Annotated in this window: 18 protein-coding genes; 5 read left to right on the top strand and 13 right to left on the bottom strand. The window is 64.0% G+C overall.

The genetic code is table 11. From position 1 onward, the window contains the following. Positions 1–85 precede the first annotated feature (85 nt). From B5483_RS02355 to B5483_RS02335, 5 genes are all read right to left on the bottom strand, one after another. On the bottom strand, positions 86–868 hold the full coding sequence (locus B5483_RS02355) for an enoyl-CoA hydratase-related protein (protein ID WP_054945309.1): 783 nt from the start codon (positions 866–868) through the stop codon (positions 86–88). Next, positions 865–1,908 (bottom strand): enoyl-CoA hydratase/isomerase family protein, encoded by a 1,044-nt coding sequence (locus B5483_RS02350; RefSeq protein ID WP_054945308.1) that lies wholly within the window; start codon positions 1,906–1,908, stop codon positions 865–867. Before B5483_RS02350 ends, B5483_RS02355 begins: the two co-directional genes overlap by 4 nt. Further along, entirely contained in the window at positions 1,908–3,050 is a 1,143-nt protein-coding gene (locus B5483_RS02345) for an acyl-CoA dehydrogenase family protein (RefSeq protein ID WP_079729359.1), read from the bottom strand. Before B5483_RS02345 ends, B5483_RS02350 begins: the two co-directional genes overlap by 1 nt. 48 nt (positions 3,051–3,098) lie before the next feature. Beyond that, positions 3,099–3,533: a hypothetical protein gene (locus B5483_RS02340; RefSeq protein ID WP_054945306.1), complete on the bottom strand. Its 435-nt coding sequence runs from the start codon at positions 3,531–3,533 to the stop codon at positions 3,099–3,101. A 71-nt stretch (positions 3,534–3,604) separates the two neighbouring features. After that, on the bottom strand, positions 3,605–5,029 hold the full coding sequence (locus B5483_RS02335) for an aldehyde dehydrogenase family protein (protein ID WP_054945305.1): 1,425 nt from the start codon (positions 5,027–5,029) through the stop codon (positions 3,605–3,607). Between the two features lie 390 nt (positions 5,030–5,419). On the opposite strand from B5483_RS02335, the gene B5483_RS02330 reads away from it, so the two are divergent. Continuing rightward, the gene (locus B5483_RS02330) at positions 5,420–5,911 is read left to right on the top strand and encodes a flavin reductase family protein (RefSeq protein WP_054945304.1); all 492 of its coding nucleotides are present in this window, start codon (positions 5,420–5,422) and stop codon (positions 5,909–5,911) included. Between the two features lie 26 nt (positions 5,912–5,937). Continuing rightward, positions 5,938–6,732, top strand: coding sequence for an alpha/beta fold hydrolase (locus B5483_RS02325; protein ID WP_079729358.1), 795 nt, complete (start codon positions 5,938–5,940; stop codon positions 6,730–6,732). Here B5483_RS02325 and B5483_RS02320 read toward each other — a convergent pair. Continuing rightward, positions 6,729–7,919: an acyltransferase family protein gene (locus tag B5483_RS02320; protein ID WP_079729357.1), complete on the bottom strand. Its 1,191-nt coding sequence runs from the start codon at positions 7,917–7,919 to the stop codon at positions 6,729–6,731. The two genes, B5483_RS02325 and B5483_RS02320, sit on opposite strands and share 4 nt — an antisense overlap. Positions 7,920–8,071: 152 nt before the next feature. Here B5483_RS02320 and B5483_RS02315 point away from each other — a divergent pair, with 152 nt between their 5' ends. Then, positions 8,072–9,088, top strand: coding sequence for a LacI family DNA-binding transcriptional regulator (locus B5483_RS02315; RefSeq protein ID WP_079729356.1), 1,017 nt, complete (start codon positions 8,072–8,074; stop codon positions 9,086–9,088). Positions 9,089–9,100: 12 nt separating this feature from the next. Here the strand turns inward: B5483_RS02315 and B5483_RS02310 are convergent, their stop codons facing one another. Next, positions 9,101–9,943 (bottom strand): enoyl-CoA hydratase-related protein, encoded by an 843-nt coding sequence (locus B5483_RS02310; RefSeq protein WP_245828794.1) that lies wholly within the window; start codon positions 9,941–9,943, stop codon positions 9,101–9,103. A gap of 161 nt (positions 9,944–10,104) precedes the next feature. On the opposite strand from B5483_RS02310, the gene htpX reads away from it, so the two are divergent. Continuing rightward, positions 10,105–11,001, top strand: a complete 897-nt coding sequence (htpX, locus tag B5483_RS02305; protein WP_176167937.1) for a zinc metalloprotease HtpX — start codon at positions 10,105–10,107, stop codon at positions 10,999–11,001. 28 nt (positions 11,002–11,029) lie between these two features. Here htpX and B5483_RS02300 read toward each other — a convergent pair whose 3' ends face one another. The 4 genes from B5483_RS02300 to B5483_RS02285 form a co-directional block, all read right to left on the bottom strand. Next, positions 11,030–11,845, bottom strand: coding sequence for a LysR family transcriptional regulator (locus B5483_RS02300; RefSeq protein ID WP_079729354.1), 816 nt, complete (start codon positions 11,843–11,845; stop codon positions 11,030–11,032). Positions 11,846–11,962: 117 nt separating this feature from the next. Then, on the bottom strand, positions 11,963–12,361 hold the full coding sequence (gene apaG / locus B5483_RS02295; protein ID WP_054945298.1) for a Co2+/Mg2+ efflux protein ApaG: 399 nt from the start codon (positions 12,359–12,361) through the stop codon (positions 11,963–11,965). 110 nt (positions 12,362–12,471) lie between these two features. After that, complete coding sequence (locus B5483_RS02290; protein ID WP_176167936.1) at positions 12,472–13,791, bottom strand: PAS domain S-box protein; 1,320 nt, start codon at positions 13,789–13,791, stop codon at positions 12,472–12,474. Positions 13,792–13,823: 32 nt separating this feature from the next. After that, positions 13,824–15,032 carry a trans-sulfuration enzyme family protein gene (locus B5483_RS02285; RefSeq protein WP_054945297.1) on the bottom strand — a complete coding sequence of 403 codons (1,209 nt, stop codon included), beginning with the start codon at positions 15,030–15,032 and terminating at the stop codon, positions 13,824–13,826. A gap of 131 nt (positions 15,033–15,163) precedes the next feature. Between B5483_RS02285 and B5483_RS02280 the strand changes: the two genes are divergently transcribed. Further along, a complete protein-coding gene (locus B5483_RS02280; protein WP_054945296.1) occupies positions 15,164–16,444 on the top strand; it encodes a phospholipid carrier-dependent glycosyltransferase in 1,281 nt (426 codons plus the stop codon). A 131-nt stretch (positions 16,445–16,575) separates the two neighbouring features. Here the strand turns inward: B5483_RS02280 and B5483_RS02275 are convergent, their stop codons facing one another. Together B5483_RS02275 and leuB are read right to left on the bottom strand one after the other, a co-directional pair. Beyond that, positions 16,576–17,751 (bottom strand): glycosyltransferase, encoded by a 1,176-nt coding sequence (locus B5483_RS02275; RefSeq protein WP_054945295.1) that lies wholly within the window; start codon positions 17,749–17,751, stop codon positions 16,576–16,578. 46 nt (positions 17,752–17,797) lie between these two features. Next, the gene (gene leuB / locus B5483_RS02270; RefSeq protein WP_079729353.1) at positions 17,798–18,841 is read right to left on the bottom strand and encodes a 3-isopropylmalate dehydrogenase; all 1,044 of its coding nucleotides are present in this window, start codon (positions 18,839–18,841) and stop codon (positions 17,798–17,800) included. Between the last annotated feature and the right edge of the window lie 10 nt (positions 18,842–18,851).

The raw sequence follows: 18,851 nt of genomic DNA, 5'->3' as shown, positions 1-18,851 counted from the left end.
TTCCCGGCATCTAGCGCCGGAAGGTCGCGCGGACAGCTAGCCAGAGTGCTGGTCCGCGCGCCTCTTTGCCAACGGCCCGCCGGAATTACCTGCCCTTCCAAACGCCCGGACGCTTCTCGACGAACGCGGCCATGCCTTCGGCCTTGTCCTCGGTCGCGGTCAGGACCTGGAACATGCGGCGTTCCATGACGAGGCCGGTGTCGAGCGTCGTCTCGAAGGCGATGTTGACCATTTCCTTGTTCATCATCGCGGCCAGCGGCGGCATCGAAGCGATGGTCTGGGCCGACTTCATGGCGACATCGAGCAGCTGGTCTGCGGGGACCACCTGGCTGACGAGGCCCGAACGCTCCGCTTCGGCGGCATCCATCATGCGACCGGTAAGACACATGTCCATGGCCTTGGACTTGCCCACGGCGCGGGTAAGGCGCTGCGATCCGCCCATGCCGGGCGCGACGCCGAGCTTGATCTCGGGCTGGCCGAACTTGGCGTTTTCCGAGGCGATGATGAAATCTGCCATCATCGCCAGTTCGCAGCCGCCGCCCAGTGCGAAGCCGTTGACCGCCGCGATCCAGGGCTTGCGGGTCGTCTTGACGATCTGCCCGGTCCAGCCGGCGAAGAAGTCATCGGAATAGAACTCGGCGCTCGGCTTGTCGGACATCTCCTTGATGTCGGCGCCGGCGGCGAAAGCCTTGTCGCCCGACCCGGTGATCACCGCGCAGAGCTGCGAGGCATCGGCCTCAAACCTTGCGAAGGCATCGATCAATTCCGACAGGACCTGCGAGTTGAGCGCATTGAGCGCCTTCGGACGGTTCAGCGTGATCAGGGTGACGGCACCCTTCTGTTCGACCAGAATCGTTTCGTAGCTCATAGGGGCTTCCATTCCTCTTCGGTGGGGAGCGGCGCGAAGATCGCGTCCAGCATGGCATCGGTGACACCGGCGGGCGTTGCCGGGTTCCATTTCGGTTCATTGTCCTTGTCGACGATCACCGCGCGCACGCCTTCGGCGAAGTCGGGCAGGGTCAGGACCCGCGAGCCGATGCGGTATTCCATCGCCATATTCTGGGTGAACGTCGATAGCTTAAGCGATTCGGCCAACTGGCGCAGCGAGACCTTGCAGGCCTGCGGGCTCTTGGTCCTGAGCGCCGCCAGTTCCTTGGCTGCCCATTCGCTGTCGTCGCCTTCAAGCGAGGCCAGGATCTCTTCCAGCGTTTCGAAAGCAAAGTGCTTGCGGATGAAGGCTTCGTCCGCAGCAAGCTGAGATGCCGGCGGAGAAACCGACAGGGCGCTGAGCACGTTTGCGATCTCGTGCCCCGCAGCAATGCGGCGCTTGGCTTCCTCCAGCGCATCGCTGGGCAGATAGTGCGTGGCAAGGCCCGCCCAAAGGCAATCCTCTCCCTTCAGCCGCGCGCCGGTAACCGCGAGGAACTGGCCGATGCGCCCTTCCAGCCGCGACAGGAACCAGCCGCCGCCGACGTCCGGGAACAGGCCGATGCCGGTCTCGGGCATGGCGAAGCGGGTGTTCTCGGTCGCGACGCGGAAGCGGGCGGGCTGCGAGATCCCGACGCCACCGCCCATCGTGATGCCATCCATGAAGGCAACGATCGGCTTGGCGTAATTGAAGATCTGGTTGTTGAGCTGGTATTCCTCGTAGAAGAAGCGCCGCCCCGAAATGCCGCCATCGTTGAGGGCCGACTTGCGCAGCAGGTTGATGTCACCGCCAGAGCAGAAGCCCCTGCCCTCGCTGTGATCGATCATGATCGCGCCGATATTGTCGTCGCTCGCCCAGTCGGCCAGCGCCGAGGACATGCCTCGGCACATGTCGAGCGTCAGGGCATGAATCGCCTTGGGGCGATTGAGGGATATGTGACCGGCGACGCCATCGTGCCGGATAATCAGTTCGTCCGTCATCACTTGAGCAGGTCCCGTCCGATAATCATGCGCATCACTTCATTGGTGCCTTCCAGGATGCGATGCACGCGAAGATCGCGCCAGAAGCGCTCGATGGGATAGTCCTTGAGATAGCCATAGCCGCCGAACAGCTGCAAGGCGCGGTCGACGACCGAAGAGCCGGTATCGCTGGCGATCATCTTGGCCATGGCGGCAAAGCGGGTCTTGTCGGCGGTCTTGGCCGTGACCTTCACTGCTGCCAGATAGAGCAGCGCCCGTGCGGCCTCGAGATCGGCGGCCATTTGGGCGAGCGTGAACTGGGTGTTCTGGAACTCGGCGATCGACTGGTCGAACTGCTTGCGTTCCTGGACGTACTGGATCGCCTCGTCGAGGCAGCGCTGCGCCCCGCCCAGAGAACAGGCGCCGATGTTCAGGCGCCCGCCGTCGAGCCCGGCCATTGCGAACTTGAAGCCATCGCCTTCCGCGCCGACGCGGTTCTCGACTGGGATGCGCGCATCCTCGAAGATCACCTGGGCCGTAGGCGAAGCGTTCCAGCCCAGCTTCTTTTCCGGCGCGCCGAAGCTGACGCCCGGCGTGTCCTTCTCGACGAGGAAGCACGAAATCCCGCGGGACTTGTGATCGCTCGTGCGCGCCATGACGAGATAGACGTCGTTGACGCCGCCGCCCGAGATGAACTGCTTTGTTCCGTTGAGGACATAGTGATCGCCGTCGAGGCGCGCCGAAGTCTTCAACGCCGCAGCGTCGGACCCCGAACCGGGCTCGGTCAGGCAGTAGGAGGAGATCTTCTCCATCGCGACCAGATCGGGCAGGTAGCGGTCCTTCAGCTGCTGGTCGGCGAAGCTGTCGACCATCCATGCACACATGTTGTGGATAGAGATGTAGGCCGAAGTCGCCGGGCAGCCATAGGCCATGGCTTCCATGATCAGGGCCGCGTCAAGGCGGCCGAGACCGATCCCGCCGCCTTCTTCCGACACGTAAATGCCGCCGAAGCCAAGCTCACCGGCTGCCTTCCACACATCGACAGGATAGTGGTGCTGTTCGTCCCACTCCGCCGCGAACGGCGTGATCATGTCGGCGGTGAACTTGCGCGCGGTTTCCTGGATCGCGACCTGATCCTCAGTCAACCCAAACTGGTCAGTCATGTCAGCCCCTCGGTCTCGTCATCTGGGCCCGGTTCACCCGGGCTGCCCTCATGGGCATTTCCTGTAGGTAAGCGGTTCGGGCGAGGCATCCGGTCCGGTATCCTCGCGCACAAGGGTCTTGCCGCCATCGGGGGTCGACAAGGCCACTTCGCGGATCCAGCTCTGGCCTTCTCCGGTGAATTGGTAGGATGCGCTGATGCTGTCGTCGCCGACTTCCTTGATCGGGCCGAGTTGGGCCACCGATTCATAGAACTCGAGCTTGTCTTCGCCGACCGTCATAAGGCCCTTGGCATCGCCTGCCGTGCTGGTGCAGTCGGCAGGCACGAGGCCCCAGCGTCCGCGCAGCGATTCCGGGATTTCCAATGCTTCCACAACCGGCGCCTGCGTCGCCGTTTCGCTGGGAGCCGGCGCAGGCTGCTCCTTCGAACACGCGCCAAGCGCCATGGCAAGGGCCGCACTGGCAATCAGGGAAGTCTTGTTCATCGGTCTACTCCTTTGACGGTTCGAACAGGACCGGGAACGCCTCCCGATCCCGTTCGGTTGCCGCTAAAGTGTCACCCGATCGCCTCGATGATATCCTTGCCGAACAGTTCCTCGTCCGACGGGATCACCTTGGTCTGCGTGAGCGGCTTGGAGACCCAGGTCTCGTTGATGAGATCGCGCCAGGTCACGTTGTTGTTGGTGCCGTTGCCGCCCCACGAGCCGCAGCCCAGCGAAAAGGTCTGGCGCATGCCGTTCCACAGGTTGCCCGAGTTGGAAGCGGCCTGCGGCTGGTTGACCATGACGCGGCTGGTGCGGGTGCCCTTGGCCAGCTTCATGATGTTCTCGTCGGACTGCGAGTAGATGCCGCAGGAGTGGCCCTGGCCCTGGTAGGCCTGGATGGCATTGGTCAGCGCAATCGCCTCGTCGATGTCCCTGGCGCGGTAAAGTGCCATCGTCACGGTCATCTTCTCGCCCGAGAAGGGATGGTCCTTGCCCGCGCCCGTTTCGGGCACGATGAAGAACGTGGTCGCCTCGGGGATCTCGAAGCCCGCGTAATTGGCGATGAACTGCGGCGACTGCGCAACGACCTTGGCGTTGATGTGTTCGCCGTCTTCCCAGATCGCCTTCTGCAGCTTGGCTTTCTGCTCGTTGTCGAGGACGAGGCCGCCCTTCTCCTGCAGCTTGGCCAGCATCTTGTCATAGATGGCATCGAGCAGGATCACCGAGTTGTCCGACGAGCAGGAAGCTGCGTAGTCGAGCGTCTTGGAGATCAGGATCTTCTCGGCCGCATCGTCGAGGTCTGCCGTCTCGTCGACGGTGATGACGGCATTGCCGACGCCGACGCCGAGCGCCGGGGTGCCCGAGCTGTAGGCCGCGGTCACCATCGCCGAACCGCCGGTGGCGAGAATGCGGTCGCACTGCTTCATCACTTCGTTGGTCTTCTCGACCGAGGGTTGCTCGATCGGGATCACGAGGTCTGCCGGCGCGCCCATCTTGACCAGCGCATCGCGCATAAGGTTGCAGATCTTCGCGTTGATCAGCTTGGCGCGTGGGTGCGGGCAGATGATGATCGAGTTGCGGCCCTTGACCGCGCTGATCGCCTTGATCACCGGGGTCGCTTCCGGGTTGGTCGAGGGCGAGAGCGCACCGATCACGCCGACCGGCTTGGCGATCTTGACGATGTTGCGCTCGGCATCTTCCTCGATCACGCCTACCGACTTGTCGTTGATGATGTCCATCAGCGTGGCGCGGGTCTTGACGAAGATCTTCTTGAACTTGCCTTCGTAGTTGCCGAGCTGGGTCTCATCGACCGTTTCCCGGGCGATCTCTTCCGCCAGGCCGGGCTTGCACACGGCATAGACCATGCCCCGGATCCAGTAGTCGACCTGTTCCTGGGTCGCGTTCTCGATCTGTGCCTGGGCCGCGCGCGAACGCGCAATCAGTTCCGCCACTTCGGCCGCGACAGGCGTTTCGGCGATCATTTCAGCAGTAGCCATTTTGCATCTTCCCTAGTGTTACCACACGAGCCTTGCGACAAACCGTTCCCGCGTGCGCACCCAGTGCGCCGGCTGTCCGGCAAGACCCCGTTAGGCCATGTGCCACTGGCTCGTCCCCTGCACTTTTGGTGGAGCCAAGGCAAGTTTTTTAATCGCGCGATTAAATTTGGGGAGGCTACGGATTTCAGTCAAGGGCAACGTTTAAAGAAGGCCAAGGCGACATCGCGATGCCTTTCCCCTCTTGTCCCTTCAGTCTCGAACAGGCAGGACGAGATCGAATATTTCGCGCAAGGAACGCGTAGGCGAGCGACCTTCGGTTCCTCGCGCGAATGAACTGTCGACGTTAACTGTGCGGCGCCTGCAAGAAGCCGCGAGGAAGGATGAAGCTTAGTGAGTGAGACAACGATCGATCCGGCCGATTTTCGCAAGGTCCTCGGTAGTTATCCTACCGGGGTTTGCGTCGTCACGGCCATGGATGGAGACAAGCCTGCCGGCATGGTCGTGGGATCATTCACCTCGGTCTCGCTCGACCCGCCGCTGGTCGGCTTCTTCCCGGACAAGAAATCGACCTCCTGGCCGCTAATCGAGAAGGCCGGACGCTTCTGCGTCAACGTCATGGGCAGCGATCAGCAGGACGTGTGCCGGTCGGCGAGCGCAAGGGGCGACGAAAAGTTCGTCGGCGTGGAATTCACGATCTCGGATCATGACCTGCCGGTGATCGCCAATTCCATCGCTTCCATCGAATGCCGCCTTTATTCCGTGACCGAGGCCGGGGATCACTGGTTCGTCATGGGCGAGATCCTGCGCATGGAAACCGTGCGCGAGGATGACCCGATGCTGTTCCATCGCGGTCGCTACGGCGGTTTCGCCGAGAGGATGTAACAAACCCGGAAGAGGACGGCGCGGCCATGCCCTTCGAATCATTCTCCATCGAAACCGACGACGGCGCCACACTGGCCGGCGTCAGGCGCGATGGTGAAGGTGCGCCGCTCGTCCTCATTCACGGCTTCGGGGCATCGCACCGCGACTGGCAGGGCCTGATCGACGCCTTGCCCCCCAAGCTTGCGATCATCGCCTACGATCAGCGCGGGTTCGGGGATTCGGAGGCGCCGCAGGGCCGCGCCTATTCCCATGGCCAAGACCTCCTCGCCCTTCTCGACGCTCTGGACCTGCGGAAAGTGGACCTGTGCGGAATGTCGCTCGGCGGAGCCACCGCCCTCAACTTCGCGCTGGATCACCCCAACAGGGTGCGTCGCCTGATCCTGGTAAGCCCGCTGATGGTGGGCTGGTCATGGTCGGAAGACTGGATCGAACGCTGGAAGCAGATCGGGCGCGCCGCGCGTGCCGGTGACATGGCGAGCGCCCGAGAGCTGTGGTGGCAACACCCGCTGTTCGAAAGCACCCGGGCGAGTCCTGCCGCACATGCCCTCAAGGCTTCGATCGATGCCTTCCACGGCCAGCAGTGGGTGGGGGACAACCAGCACCAGGCCCTGCCCGACCTCGATCGCCTGGGCCATCTGGCCGTGCCGACACTGCTACTGACCGGTACGCTCGACACCGTGGATTTCCGGCACATCGGCGATGCTATTGCCGCCCTTGGCGCGCAAGTCACCCGGATCGACTATGCCGATGCCGGGCACATGCTGAATTTCGAGATGCCGGGCCAGATCGCCCGGGACATCGTCGATTTCCTGTCCGACTAAACCGAAGCGAGCGCCGGCTCGGCCGGCTGCACGCGCTTGGCGGACTTCTGCCGCTTGAGCCCGATGAGCGGACGAAGCGGGCCGATTTCCCGGCCGATCAGGTAGAACAGCCAGGACCCCAGCGCGACCGAACTGCACAGCAACAGGAATTCGGGCAAGGCAGTCAGCCCCTTGTCGCGCAGCCAGTAGCTGACGAAGACCATGATCGTCTGGTGCGCGATGTAGACCGGGAACACGGCCTCGGCCAAAGTCGCCCGCCAGCGCGCGTCGTGGTTCCAGAAGCGGTCGGCGATACCGAACAGGGCGATGATCGTGCTCCAGCTCTGCACGGCCTTGGCGAAGTACAGTGGCGCCTGCCATTCGCGCGGCGTCGGGATGTTGCCGGGGTGAAGATAGGCATTGCCAGCAGCCCAGACGAAACCGACCGTGGCGAGAACCGCTGCGACCTTCCACTGCCGCGCGATCGCCTGGCGCACCGGGTCTGACTGGCGCAGCAGGACGCCGAACAGGAACATCGCCAGGTAATGCAGGTGCGCGGCCCGGTCGACGAGGATGCTGTGAATGTCGGTCCATCCGAATGGCAGGTACTCACGCACCAGATATACGAAAACGATTCCCAGCGGCAGCAGCATGGGACCTGACAGCGCCTTCTCGGCACCGGCACGGATCCTTGCACGCAGGCCTTCGGGCAGCACCGCCCGGAAGCCGCAAAACAGCACGGTATAGGCGAGCAGGTAGACCACGAACCACAAGTGCATCACCCGCGGCACATACTCGTAGCGAACGGTGCGGAAGGTGAACGCGTCGTGGAGCAGGTAGTAGAGATAGCCGTGCTCATAGCCGGAATTGACCAGCCCCATGTAGGGCTGCGGCGGCACGACCACGATCAGGCCGAAGATCAGCGGAATGCCCAAACGCGCCAGTCTGCCGCGGAAAAAGGCGCCTGTGCTGCCGTCCTTGCCGAGCAGGGCGGCGCTGGCATAGCCGGAGATGGCGAACAGGAGCGAAAGCCGCCATGCACTCAGGCCCAGCAGCGGGATTTCCGCCCAGCCGACTACGCCGCGCGTGGGCGTCTGATAGCCCCAGGGTGTGAAGTTGTAGCCGACATGGTAGAAAATGAGCAGGACGAAAGCGCCGATGCGCAACCAGTCCATACCATAGTGGCGTTGCGTCGAGGCAGGCTTCATCACGGTCCGATGCAGTGGCAGAAACCGTGCGCCCTTACGCGTGATGGCGGGTTTCTGCAATCTTTCGCTTGTAACAGCCCTTCGCCAGTTCCCCGTTGAAACCGCGATCCAGCGACTTGGTAACCGGTAACAATGGGTTATACACTCGCGCCATGCACATCCCGTCCTCCCGCATCACGATCAACGACATCGCCCGACTGTCAGGCGTTTCCAAGAAGACGATCAGCCGCGTCATCAACCAGTCCCCGCTGGTGAGCGAGGAAACCCGAAGCAAGGTCGAGGCAATCATCGCCGAGACGGGTTTCGTGCCCAACGCACAGGCACGCGCCCTGGCCCGGGGACGCAATTCGCTGATCGCACTCGTCCACGACGGTTCGGATCGCGGTATTCTCGAGGCGGTGGAAAGCGGGATGCTGCGCGGCATGGAGGGCAGCGAGTTCTCGCTGGTGCTGCGCCCGGTCGAAGGCGATCCCGTCGCCCGCCTGCGCAGCTTCATCGACCAGCACCGCCCCACCGGGATCGTCCTGCTGCCGCCCCTTTCCGAGAGCGAGGAACTGACCCTGCTCTGCGACGAGACCGAAACGCGCTGCGTCCGTCTCGGCCGTGTGCGCGGCGAACATGGTCTTGCCTGCGACGACCGCACCGCCATGTCCGAGCTGGTCGCCTGGCTCATCCGGCTCGGCCACACGCGCATCGGCCTGGTCAGCGGCCCGGAAACTTCGCTGACGGCGCAGCAGCGGGAACTGGGCTATCTCGACGCCATGGCCGATCACGACCTCGATCGCGGCCCCGCGCTCATTGCGGCGGGCGAAAACTCGTTCGAGTCCGGCATGGAAGCCGGCCGCCTGCTGCTGGAAGTAAGCCCCCGTCCCACGGCCATCGTCGCCTGCAACGACGAGATGGCCGCCGGCGTCATCCAGGCCGCGCAGCGTTCCGGCCTCATGGTCCCGGACGCCATTTCGGTGGTCGGGTTCGACGACACCCCGCTTGCCGCAAGGATCTGGCCGGCGCTGACCTCCATGCACATCCCCTGGGCCGCCATGGCTCAGGAAGCGGTCTCGCGCATTCGTGGCCAGGCGATGGCGGCGGACGACGCGCCTGCACTCAAGGCAGATCTGGTCATCCGCAATTCGGTGCTCCCGCTTGAGAATCAATCGGGAGCGACCTGAGACCGCAGGCGATCAGCACCCCTTGAAGGCGGGCTTGCGCTTTTCGATGAAGGAATTGACGCCCTCGAGGAAATCCTCGGTGCGACCTGCAGCACGCTGGTTGACGCGCTCTGCCTGAAGCGCGGCCTCCATGCCGCAATCCAGCGCATCCCAGGCCATCCGCTTGATCAGGCCGAGCGAGCGCGGACCTGCAGCAAGCTGGCGGGCGAGCTTCATCGCTGCCTCGTCCAGTTCCTCGTCGGGCACCACCCTGGTCGCAAGCCCCCAGTCGAGCGCCGTCCTGGCATCGACCTTTTCGCCCAGCAGCATCATCTGCGTGGCGCGGACCCGGCCCACCGCCTGACTTAGCAGGTAAGTGGCACCTCCATCGGGCACGAGCCCGACGTGGCAGAAGGCACAGAAGAAGTAGGCGTTGTCCGACATCATCACGATATCGCCCGCCGCGGCGAGGCCGGCGCCGAAGCCCGCAGCCGGCCCGCGAATGGCGGTGATGACCGGCTGCTCCATCGTCTTGATCGCCAGAATCACGGGGTTGAAGGCACGGTCGAGCTGGCCGCCGACATCGCGCATCGGGTCAGTCAGCATGTCCTGCGCGGCCGTCAGGTTCGCTCCTGAGCAGAAACCCTTGCCTTCCCCGGTGATTACGACCGCCCGCGCATCCTTCGCCGCACGGTCGAGCGCATCGACCATCTCGCGTCCCATCTCCTCGGTCACGCCGTTCATCGTCTTAGGATCGTTCAGCGAGATCCGGGCGACGCCATCTTCGAGGCTGAAAAGGATGTGCTTGTAGGTCATTTCAACTCCCAGTCTTGCGGCCTGCGCATGGCTGTCAGGCTCTTCGCGATATCCACTCACTCGCCAACTGTTCGATAGGGCAGGTCAAGGCAAGCGCGGATTGCCCGGATGCGTCATGTTTCGGCCATGGGGTGGTGTATGTCTGCACGCTCGATGACATTGATTTCGCGCCTGCCGTGCCTAGATCATCGGCTAGGTTTCAAGGTCTGGAGACAGGTGAAGTGAACGGATTGAAAACGGCCATGCTGCTGGCGGCGCTGACGGCGCTGTTCATGGGGCTGGGCTACATGTTCGGCGGCAGCGGCGGGGCGATGATCGCGCTCGTCGTCGCGGCAGGCATGAACCTCTTCACGTTCTGGAACGCCGACAAGATCGTCCTGCGCATGCACAATGCCCGTGAAGTCGATGCGCGGTCGGCCCCGCAGTTCTACGGGATGGTCGCCGAGCTCTCGCAACGGGCCGGCCTGCCGATGCCGCGCGTCTACATCGTCGACAGCGCCAACCCGAATGCCTTTGCGACAGGCCGCAACCCGGAAAACGCGGCAGTCGCGGCAACGACCGGCCTGCTCGACATGCTGACCCACGATGAAGTCGCCGCAGTCATGGCGCACGAGCTTGGCCATGTCCGCAATCGCGACACCCTGATCATGACCATGGTCGCAACGATTGCCGGCGCGATCTCGATGATCGCCAATTTCGGCCTTTTGTTCGGCGGGCGCGGCAACGACCGGGCCAGCCCGTTTGCCGCCATCGCCGCGATGCTGATGGCGCCCTTCGCGGCGATGATCGTGCAAATGGCGATCAGTCGGACCCGCGAATATGGCGCAGACCGGGCTGCAGCAGAGATCTCCGGCGATCCTCGCGCCCTCGCCTCGGCCTTATCGAAGATCGCTGGTCCCGCGCGCGCGATCCCCAGCCATGCGGCACAGGGCAACCCCGCCGCCGCCCAGCTCTACATCGTACCTACGGGCATCTCGGACCTGTTCTCGACCCACCCGGCCACCGAGAAGCGCATTGCCGCGCTTATGGCGCTCGAAGGCTCCGGTCCGGCGCCTGCACGCAGCACGGTACCGCCACGCAGTGGACGTTCCGCGCTCGATCCCAATCGGCGCGGCTGACATGTCGTGACAGGAGTAGCGGTCTGCCTCAGTCGGTCCCGGTGATCGCGCTGACCAGCGCACGCACTTTCTTCTGCCGCCATTGCGGCAGCGGCGCGACAAGCCAATAGCCCCTGCGGCACGGCGTGACCGTGTGAACCATATCCTTGCCGCCCTGCCCGACCAGGCCTTCGGCCAGCAGGGCCGGGACGCGCGCCCTGCCCAGCCCGGCAACGGCGGCAGCGACGGCCTGCCCGGCATCGCTGACCGAGATCGGCGGCTTGTCCTCTTCGCTGTCCTTGTCGGCACTCTTACCCTCGGTGCCCGGGAAAGGATCTCCCGGCCAGCCGATCCAGTCACCCGCACCGATCTCGGCCCATTCGGCGGGCGCCAGCGCAATCCCTTCCAGGTCGCCCGGCCCGTCCGTCCAGCGCACGGCCAGATCGAGATTGGCTTCGGTGAAGTCGGTCATCTCGCCATCGACGATGACGTAGCGCACCTGCGGGTTGGCTGCGCGGAACGCAGCCAGGCGTGGCGCCAGCCACGCGGCGAAGAATTCGCGTGGTGCTGCGATCGTATAGACGTGGCTCGACTGGCCCGCCTGCATCGTCTGCACCGCGTCCTCGAAATGGAGGAATCCGGTCCGCAGCGCGGCAAGGCCCGAACCGGCTTCCTCGGTGAGTTCCAGCCCCTTGCTGGTACGACGAAACAGGACAACGCCGAGCAGGTCTTCCAGCGCGCGGATCTGCTGACCGACGGCGGCAGGTGTAACCGCCAGTTCGTCGGCCGCGCGCGTGAACGACAAGTGGCGGGCTGCTGCGTCGAAGACTCGCAAGGCATTGAGGGGCAAGTGCGTTCGCTTCATGGAATGCTACCTATGCCCCGCAGGCGGCGGGGGCAATGAAGTTTGCGTAAGACCGGACAAGGCCGGACTTTGCGGCGAGCGTTCCCGCTCGGATCGATCAGGAAAGGCGTGCTTCGTTCAGCCCGCTGTTGCAGGTGCGGCCAGCGGGAAGAACGGGATCAGCGCCTTCACATCGCGTCCATCTGCACCGCGGAAGACGTAATGACCTTCCATGCTGCCCTGCGGCGTCGCGAGGGGGCAACCCGATACGTAATCGTGGCTAGCGCCCGGCGCGATGACCGGCTGTTCGCCGACGACGCCATCGCCATCGACGACATTCACTTCGCCCTTGCCATCTGTGATGCGCCAGTGGCGGGTAAGAAGCTGAAGGGGCTGGTCCGAGTGGTTCTCGATCCGGATATGATAGACCCAGAACCACTTCCCCGCCTCGATACGCGATTGTTCGGGCAGGAAATTGACGGCCACGCGAACGATGACGCCATCGGTTATTGCCGAATGTTGGAACAGTTCCTTCATGACAAGCGCCAGCCTAACGGCGAATGTTGGCGGACACAACTGCCTGACTTGCGTTTACCGCAAAGCGCGCCCGCATGACGCCTTTCGGTTCCGCATCAGGAAGGCAAAGATCAGCTAATCGAGCCAAGGCTGCATTCGAGCGCCCAGTGAAATCCCTCGGGAGGATAGTCCGTTTCGATCCTGGCATCGAGCTTCACGCGCGGTACGTCGACGATGATGCGCGAACCGAAGCCATGGTGTGCAGGCGGCGACACTGCCGGCCCACCGCTCTCGGTCCAGGAGATGTGGAAGCGCGCGTCCTCGCCCTCTCCCATCACCTCCCATTCGATCGCGACCCGGCCCGCCGGCACCGAGAGCGCACCGTACTTCATCGCATTGGTGCACATCTCGTGCGTCGCCATGGCCAAAGCTTCCGCCGCACCGGGCGAGAGCATTACCGTTTCGCCCTTGCAGGTCACTTGCGAGCGCGCCTCGCCCAGCGAGCGCAGCTGGCCCTCGATCATTTCCAGCACCGGAATGTCCGACCACGAACGGCGGACAAGGACGTCCTGATTGGCCGCCAGCCCCTGGATGCGCTGCTCAAGCTTCCTGACGAAATCCGGCCCATTGGCATCGCCGCGACGCGCGAGCGACTGGATGATGGCCAGCATGTTCTTCGAGCGGTGATTGACTTCCTGCAGCAGCAGTTCGATCCGCTGCTCGGCATCGCGCATTTCGGTAACGTCGGTGTTGGTGCCGAACCAGCAGATGGTCCCGCCTCGTTCATCGCGGATCGGCACGGCCCGGGACAGGAACCAGCGGTACTGTCCGTCCGCTCCGCGCAAGGGGAAAGTGTCCTCCCAGTCCTCACCGGTATCCCAGCTTCGCTGCAGACGCTCGACCACGCGATCGATATGATCGGGATGGTGGACGGCCTTCCAGCCCCATCCCTGCATCGCTTCCAGCGTGGTCCCGGTATAGTCGAACCAGCGCTTGTTGTACCAGAAGATCCAGCCTTCGCTGTCGGCAATCCAGGCAAGTTGCGAGATATTGTCAGCCAGCAGGCGGAAGCGTTCCTCGCTTTCCTGCAACTGCGCCATCATCATCTTGCGCTCGGTAATCTCGCGCGCGATCTTGCTCGCGCCGATGACCTTGCCGCTCCCGTCGTGCACCGGCGATACCGTCACCGCGACATGGACTTCGCTTCCGTCCTTGCGCAGGCGCACCGTCTCGAAGGTGGGCACGCGCTTGCCCTGCGTGATCGCGGCGAGGATACGATCCTCCTCGCCCTGCCGATCGGCGGGAATGAGCGTGCGCACGTTCCGGCCGACGATTTCCTCGGCCTTGTAACCGAAGATTCCCTCGGCGGCCGCATTCCAGCTCAGGATACGGCCCTCGAGTGTCTTTCCGACGATCGCGTCGTCAGTCGACTCCACGATCGCGGCGAGCAATGCCGCCGGATCGGCCCCAAGTGGCAGCGTAATCAGAGCCCCGCCCTGGTCAGGGCCTGGTCGAGGTCCTCGATCAGGTCGTCCGGGTCTTCCAGGCCGACATTGATACGCAGCATTCCTTCGGAAACGCCCATGGCCGCCCTGCCTTCCGGGCCCATGTTGTGATGGGTGGTCGAGGCCGGGTGGCACATCAGCGACCGCGAGTCGCCGATGTTGTTCGAAATGTCGATGAGTTCGAGGGCATCGAGCAACGCATGGGCCTGCTCGCGACCACCATCGAGCACGAAGCTGAAGATGGGGCCGCAGGCATCCATCTGCTTGTGCGCGAGAGCCTGGCCCGGGTGGCCGTCCAGCCAGGGATGCAGGATCTTGGGCACGCGCCCGGCGACGAACTGACCGACCTTGAGCGCGTTCTCGCTCTGCTTCTTGGCGCGCATGTCGAGCGTCTCGAGGCCCTTGAGCACGACCCACGCGTTGAACGGCGAAAGGTTCGGCCCGGTGTTGCGCTGGAACGGAAGCAGCTTCTCGTTGATGAATTCCTCGCTGCCGCACACGGCGCCGGCAAGGACGCGCCCCTGTCCGTCCATCAGCTTGGTGGCCGAATAGGCAACGACATCCGCGCCCCATTCGAGCGGGCGCTGCAGCGCAGGCGTGCAGAAGGCATTGTCGATCACCGTGGTGATCCCGCGCGAACGGGCAAGGCCGCAGATGTACTCCAGGTCGGCGACGTCCATCGTCGGGTTCGCCGGCGTCTCGAAGAAGAAGACCTTGGTGTTGGGGCGGATCGCCGCTTCCCATGCCGCATTGTCGGTCGCGTCGATCACGGTCACGTCGATCCCGAAGCGCGGCAGCAGGCTGTCGCCCAGCCAGCGGCACGAACCGAAGGCGGCACGTGCGGACACCATGTGGTCGCCCGCGGACAGCTGGCACAGCAGGGCAGCGGTCATCGCCGCCATGCCGGAAGCCTGCGTACGGCACGCCTCTGCCCCTTCGAGCAGGGCAATGCGTTCCTCCAGCATCGCCACCGTCGGGTTCTGCAGGCGCGAGTAGGTCATGCCGTCCTGCTCGCCGGCGAAGCGCGCGGCAACCGTCGCGGCATCGTCGTAGCAGTAGCCCGAGGTGAGGAAGAGCGCCTCGCTCGTCTCACCCATTTCCGAGCGCCATGTTCCACCGCGAATTGCGCGGGTGGCGGGGCGCCATTGAGAGGTCTTGGCTCGGTCCTGTCCGGTAGTGCGTTTCATGGCTCATGCCTCTAGATTCGCTCAGGGCACAGCGCAAGCGAATGCATCGATGGCGAGACCCGAGTTCGTCCACCGCACAAGTTTGGCGTCCCCTTGAAGGAGGGGACGTTCCCCCCTATCCCGCAAAACCGATGCCGCTCGCTCCCCGCAAAGACCGTGATCCGCTCGGCTGGTGCCTGTTCATCGCGCTCGGATTCCTTGCCCTGCTGCTCTGGCGCATCCACCTGCCGGGGCGATACTACTTCGACGAAATCCACTACGTTCCGGCATCGCTGAAACTGCTGGACCTGATCCCGGCGAACCGCGAACACCCGATGTTCGCGAAGGAAGTGATCGCCACGTCGATCCACTTCCTGGGCGATCGCCCGATCGGCTGGAGACTGCCCTCGGCGCTGTTCGGCGCGCTGGGCCTGTTCGGCTTCGGGCGGCTCATGTGGCATGCCTCGCATCGCCGCGCGGCAACGCTGGCGGCAATGATGCTGCTGGCGACCAACTTCATGTGGTTCGTCCAGAGCCGCATCGCCATGCTGGACATGATCGAGGCAGGTCTTTGCATGGTCGGCCTGTGGCAGTTCGCGGCGGCCCTGCGTTCCGGTTCGAAAGCGGCCGGGCGTTTCCGGCTGCTGCTTTCGGGCCTAGCGCTGGGCCTGTCGATCGCGGCAAAGTGGACGAGTGCCCCGGCCGTCATGCTGCCGGGCCTGTGTTTCCTCGTCCTGTGGATCCGCGAAAACGGCCTGACCTTTGCCGGGCGCCCAAAGGGCGGACCGGTCAAGGGCATCTCGCTCATCGAGGCGGCATTCTGGCTCGGCCTGTTCCCGCTCGCGGTTTACTGGGCCACTTACGCGCCGGCGATGTTCTACACCGACCGTCCGGTCTCTCCCTTCGGCTTCCTCAAGCAGCACGAGTACATGCTGCGCCTGCAGGAAAGCGTGAAGAAACCGCACCCCTACCGCAGCGTATGGTACCAGTGGGTCGGCGACCTGCGGGTGATCTGGTACCTGTTCGAAACGGTCAAGGATACCCAGCGCGGCATCGTCATGCTGGGCAATCCCTTCTCGATGATGGTCGGCCTGCTCGCCCTGCTCTGGGGCATCGGCGCCGCGATCTACCAAAAGCGCCACGACGTACTGGTCTTCGTCCTGCTCTACGCCGCGACGCTGGGCGTGTGGATCTACAACGCCAAGCCGGTGCAGTTCTATTACCACTACCTCCTGCCCGGTGCGTTCCTCATGGGCGTGCTCGCGCTTGCGCTCGATGCGATGTGGGCGAGCAAGGGCCGCTGGCAGCGCATCGGCACCGGGACCATCGTCCTCGCGCTCGGCTTTTTCGTGCTGTTCTTCCCGATCCTTTCGGGATTGCCGCTGCCCAAGGACGTCTACAATTTCTGGATGTGGCTACCCGGCTGGCGCTGATCGCCACGCCATAAAAAAGGGGCCCCGCGCCAATACGCGCGGAGCCCCTTTTTCTCTGATCACTGATTTGGTGCCTGAGCGCCGGTTGGGACAGGCGCTCTCGTGCCGATCCGCCCGGAACCTCTCTCTGCTCAGTACTTGCCCCAGACGAACTTGGACGAAAGTGCGAAGTTCCAGACCGAGCCCAGGATAATGCCGGTCACGACCGCGACCACGTCATGAAAGCCCATGGTCTTGAGCATGGCCGCAGAGCCGATGTTGGTGAGCAGGCCAAGCGAACAGGTCACGCCGAACTGCGCCCAGCCCCGCATAAGCGGAACAAAGCCGCGCAGGCGCTTGTCCGAATAAGTCAGTTCGTTGTTGAGCACGAAGTTGAACGTCATCGCCACGACGGCGGCGATGGTGTTCGCCACGTTGAAGGTCGCGCTTTCCGACCAGTTGCCGTAGACGAAACGCTCGCGGAACACGACGTGGAGCATCATCCACAGCGCGGCGAGCTGTACGACGACGCCCATCGCACCGACAGTGCCGAACAGTGCAAAGCGAGTCGGAATGATCCGGCCCAGCCATTTGTCATAAAGACCGATGAGGAATTCGAACACGACGGTCTGGTCCAGCTTGCTTTCGCCTTCCGCGCGGGCGGCGAAGTGGAGAGGGAATTCCTTGACCCGCAGCGGCCGGTCGACCGTTGCAAGGATGTCGAGGAGGATCTTGAAGCCCACGCCCGACAGCCGGTGGGCGTCGGCACGCAGGGTTTGTGTGCGCAGCATGAAATAGCCGCTCATCGGGTCTGTCAGTTCGACCCCGGTCACCTTGTTGGCGATCCTGTTGGCAATGCCCGATGCCTTGACCCGGTCGGGACGGCCCCAGGCCTCGGTGCTCGCCCCTTCGGCAAAGCGGGAGGCATAGGCAAGATCGTACTCGCCCGACTGCACGGCCTTGAGCATCTGGGGCAGCAGTTCCGGATCGTGCTGGTGATCGGCATCCATCACCGCCACCACGGGGGCAGCGGTCGAGCACATGCCCTCGATCGCCGCGCTCGCCAGGCCGCGACGCCCGATGCGCTGGATGCAGCGCACGCGCGGGTCCTTCAGCGACAGCCGACGCGCCTCGTCGGAAGTGCCGTCCGGGCTGTTGTCGTCAACGAAGATGGCTTCCCAGACCACGCCCTTGAGCGCGGCATCGAGCCGGTCGACCATGCCGGCGACGTTGCCCCGTTCGTTGAACGTCGGCAGCACGATCGCCAGTTCGAGCGGCTGCGCGGCGACGTCCACGGCCTGAGCAAGATCGGAACGAGTAATGTTCATGCGCCCCACGTTTCTATTGGACTACCCTCGGCAAGTCCTGCGCCTGTTACAACCGTTCGACGACGGCGTCACCGATTTCCCGCGTGCCGGCGCTGCCGCCAAGGTCGCCGCCCTTGATGCCATCGGCAAGCGCCTTGGCCACCGCGGCCTCGATGCGCGCCGCTTCGGCTTCGAGGCCGAGGCTGTGGCGCAGCAGCATGGCCGCAGAAAGGATCGTCGCCATCGGATTGGCAAGGTTCTTGCCTGCGATGTCCGGTGCCGAACCGTGAATCGGCTCATAAAGGCCAAAAGAGCCTTCGGCCAGCGAGGCCGAGGCGAGCAGGCCGATCGAGCCGACGCACATGCTGGCCTGATCGGAGAGAATGTCGCCGAACAGGTTGCCGGTGACGATGACGTCGAACTGGCCCGGATTCTTGACGAGCTGCATCGCCGCATTGTCGACGTACATGTGGCTCAGTTCGACTTCGGGATACTCGGCCGAGACCTCGATCACCACGTCGCGCCAAAGCTGCGAGGTTTCCAGCACGTTGGCCTTGTCGACCGAAGTCAGCCTCTTGCCCCGCGTCATCGCGGCCTTGAAACCGGAATGGGCGATGCGGCGCACTTCGTCCTCGGCATAGGACATCATGTCCCAGCCCTGGCGGCGGCCGTCTTCCAGCGTACGGATGCCCTTCTCGCCGAAGTAGACGTCGCCGTTGAGTTCGCGCACGATCAGCAGGTCGATGGTCTGCGCGACTTCGCGGCGCAGCGTCGTCAGGTCCTCGAGACCCGGGAACACGCGCGCCGGGCGCAGGTTCGCGAACAGCCCCAGTTCCTTGCGCAGGCCAAGGATGGCCTGCTCCGGGCGCAGGTGACGTTCAAGATTGTCGCAGGAGAAGTCACCCACGGCGCCGAACAGGATCGCTTCGCACGAACGGGCGATGTCCAGAGTCTGCTGCGGCAGCGGGTGGCCATGCTTGTAGTAGGCAGCACCGCCGACATCGCCTTCGACCAGTTCGAGGCCCGGCAGGTCCAGCTTCTCGAGCACGCGCACCGCCTGTTCGGTGACCTCGGGACCGATTCCGTCTCCTGCAAAAACCGCGATGCGCATGGCGTCTCCA

Source organism: Novosphingobium mathurense (assembly GCF_900168325.1).
GTDB lineage: Bacteria > Pseudomonadota > Alphaproteobacteria > Sphingomonadales > Sphingomonadaceae > Novosphingobium > Novosphingobium mathurense.
Note: the sequence above shows the minus strand (reverse complement) of the source record. Positions and strands in the feature narration are given on the sequence as shown.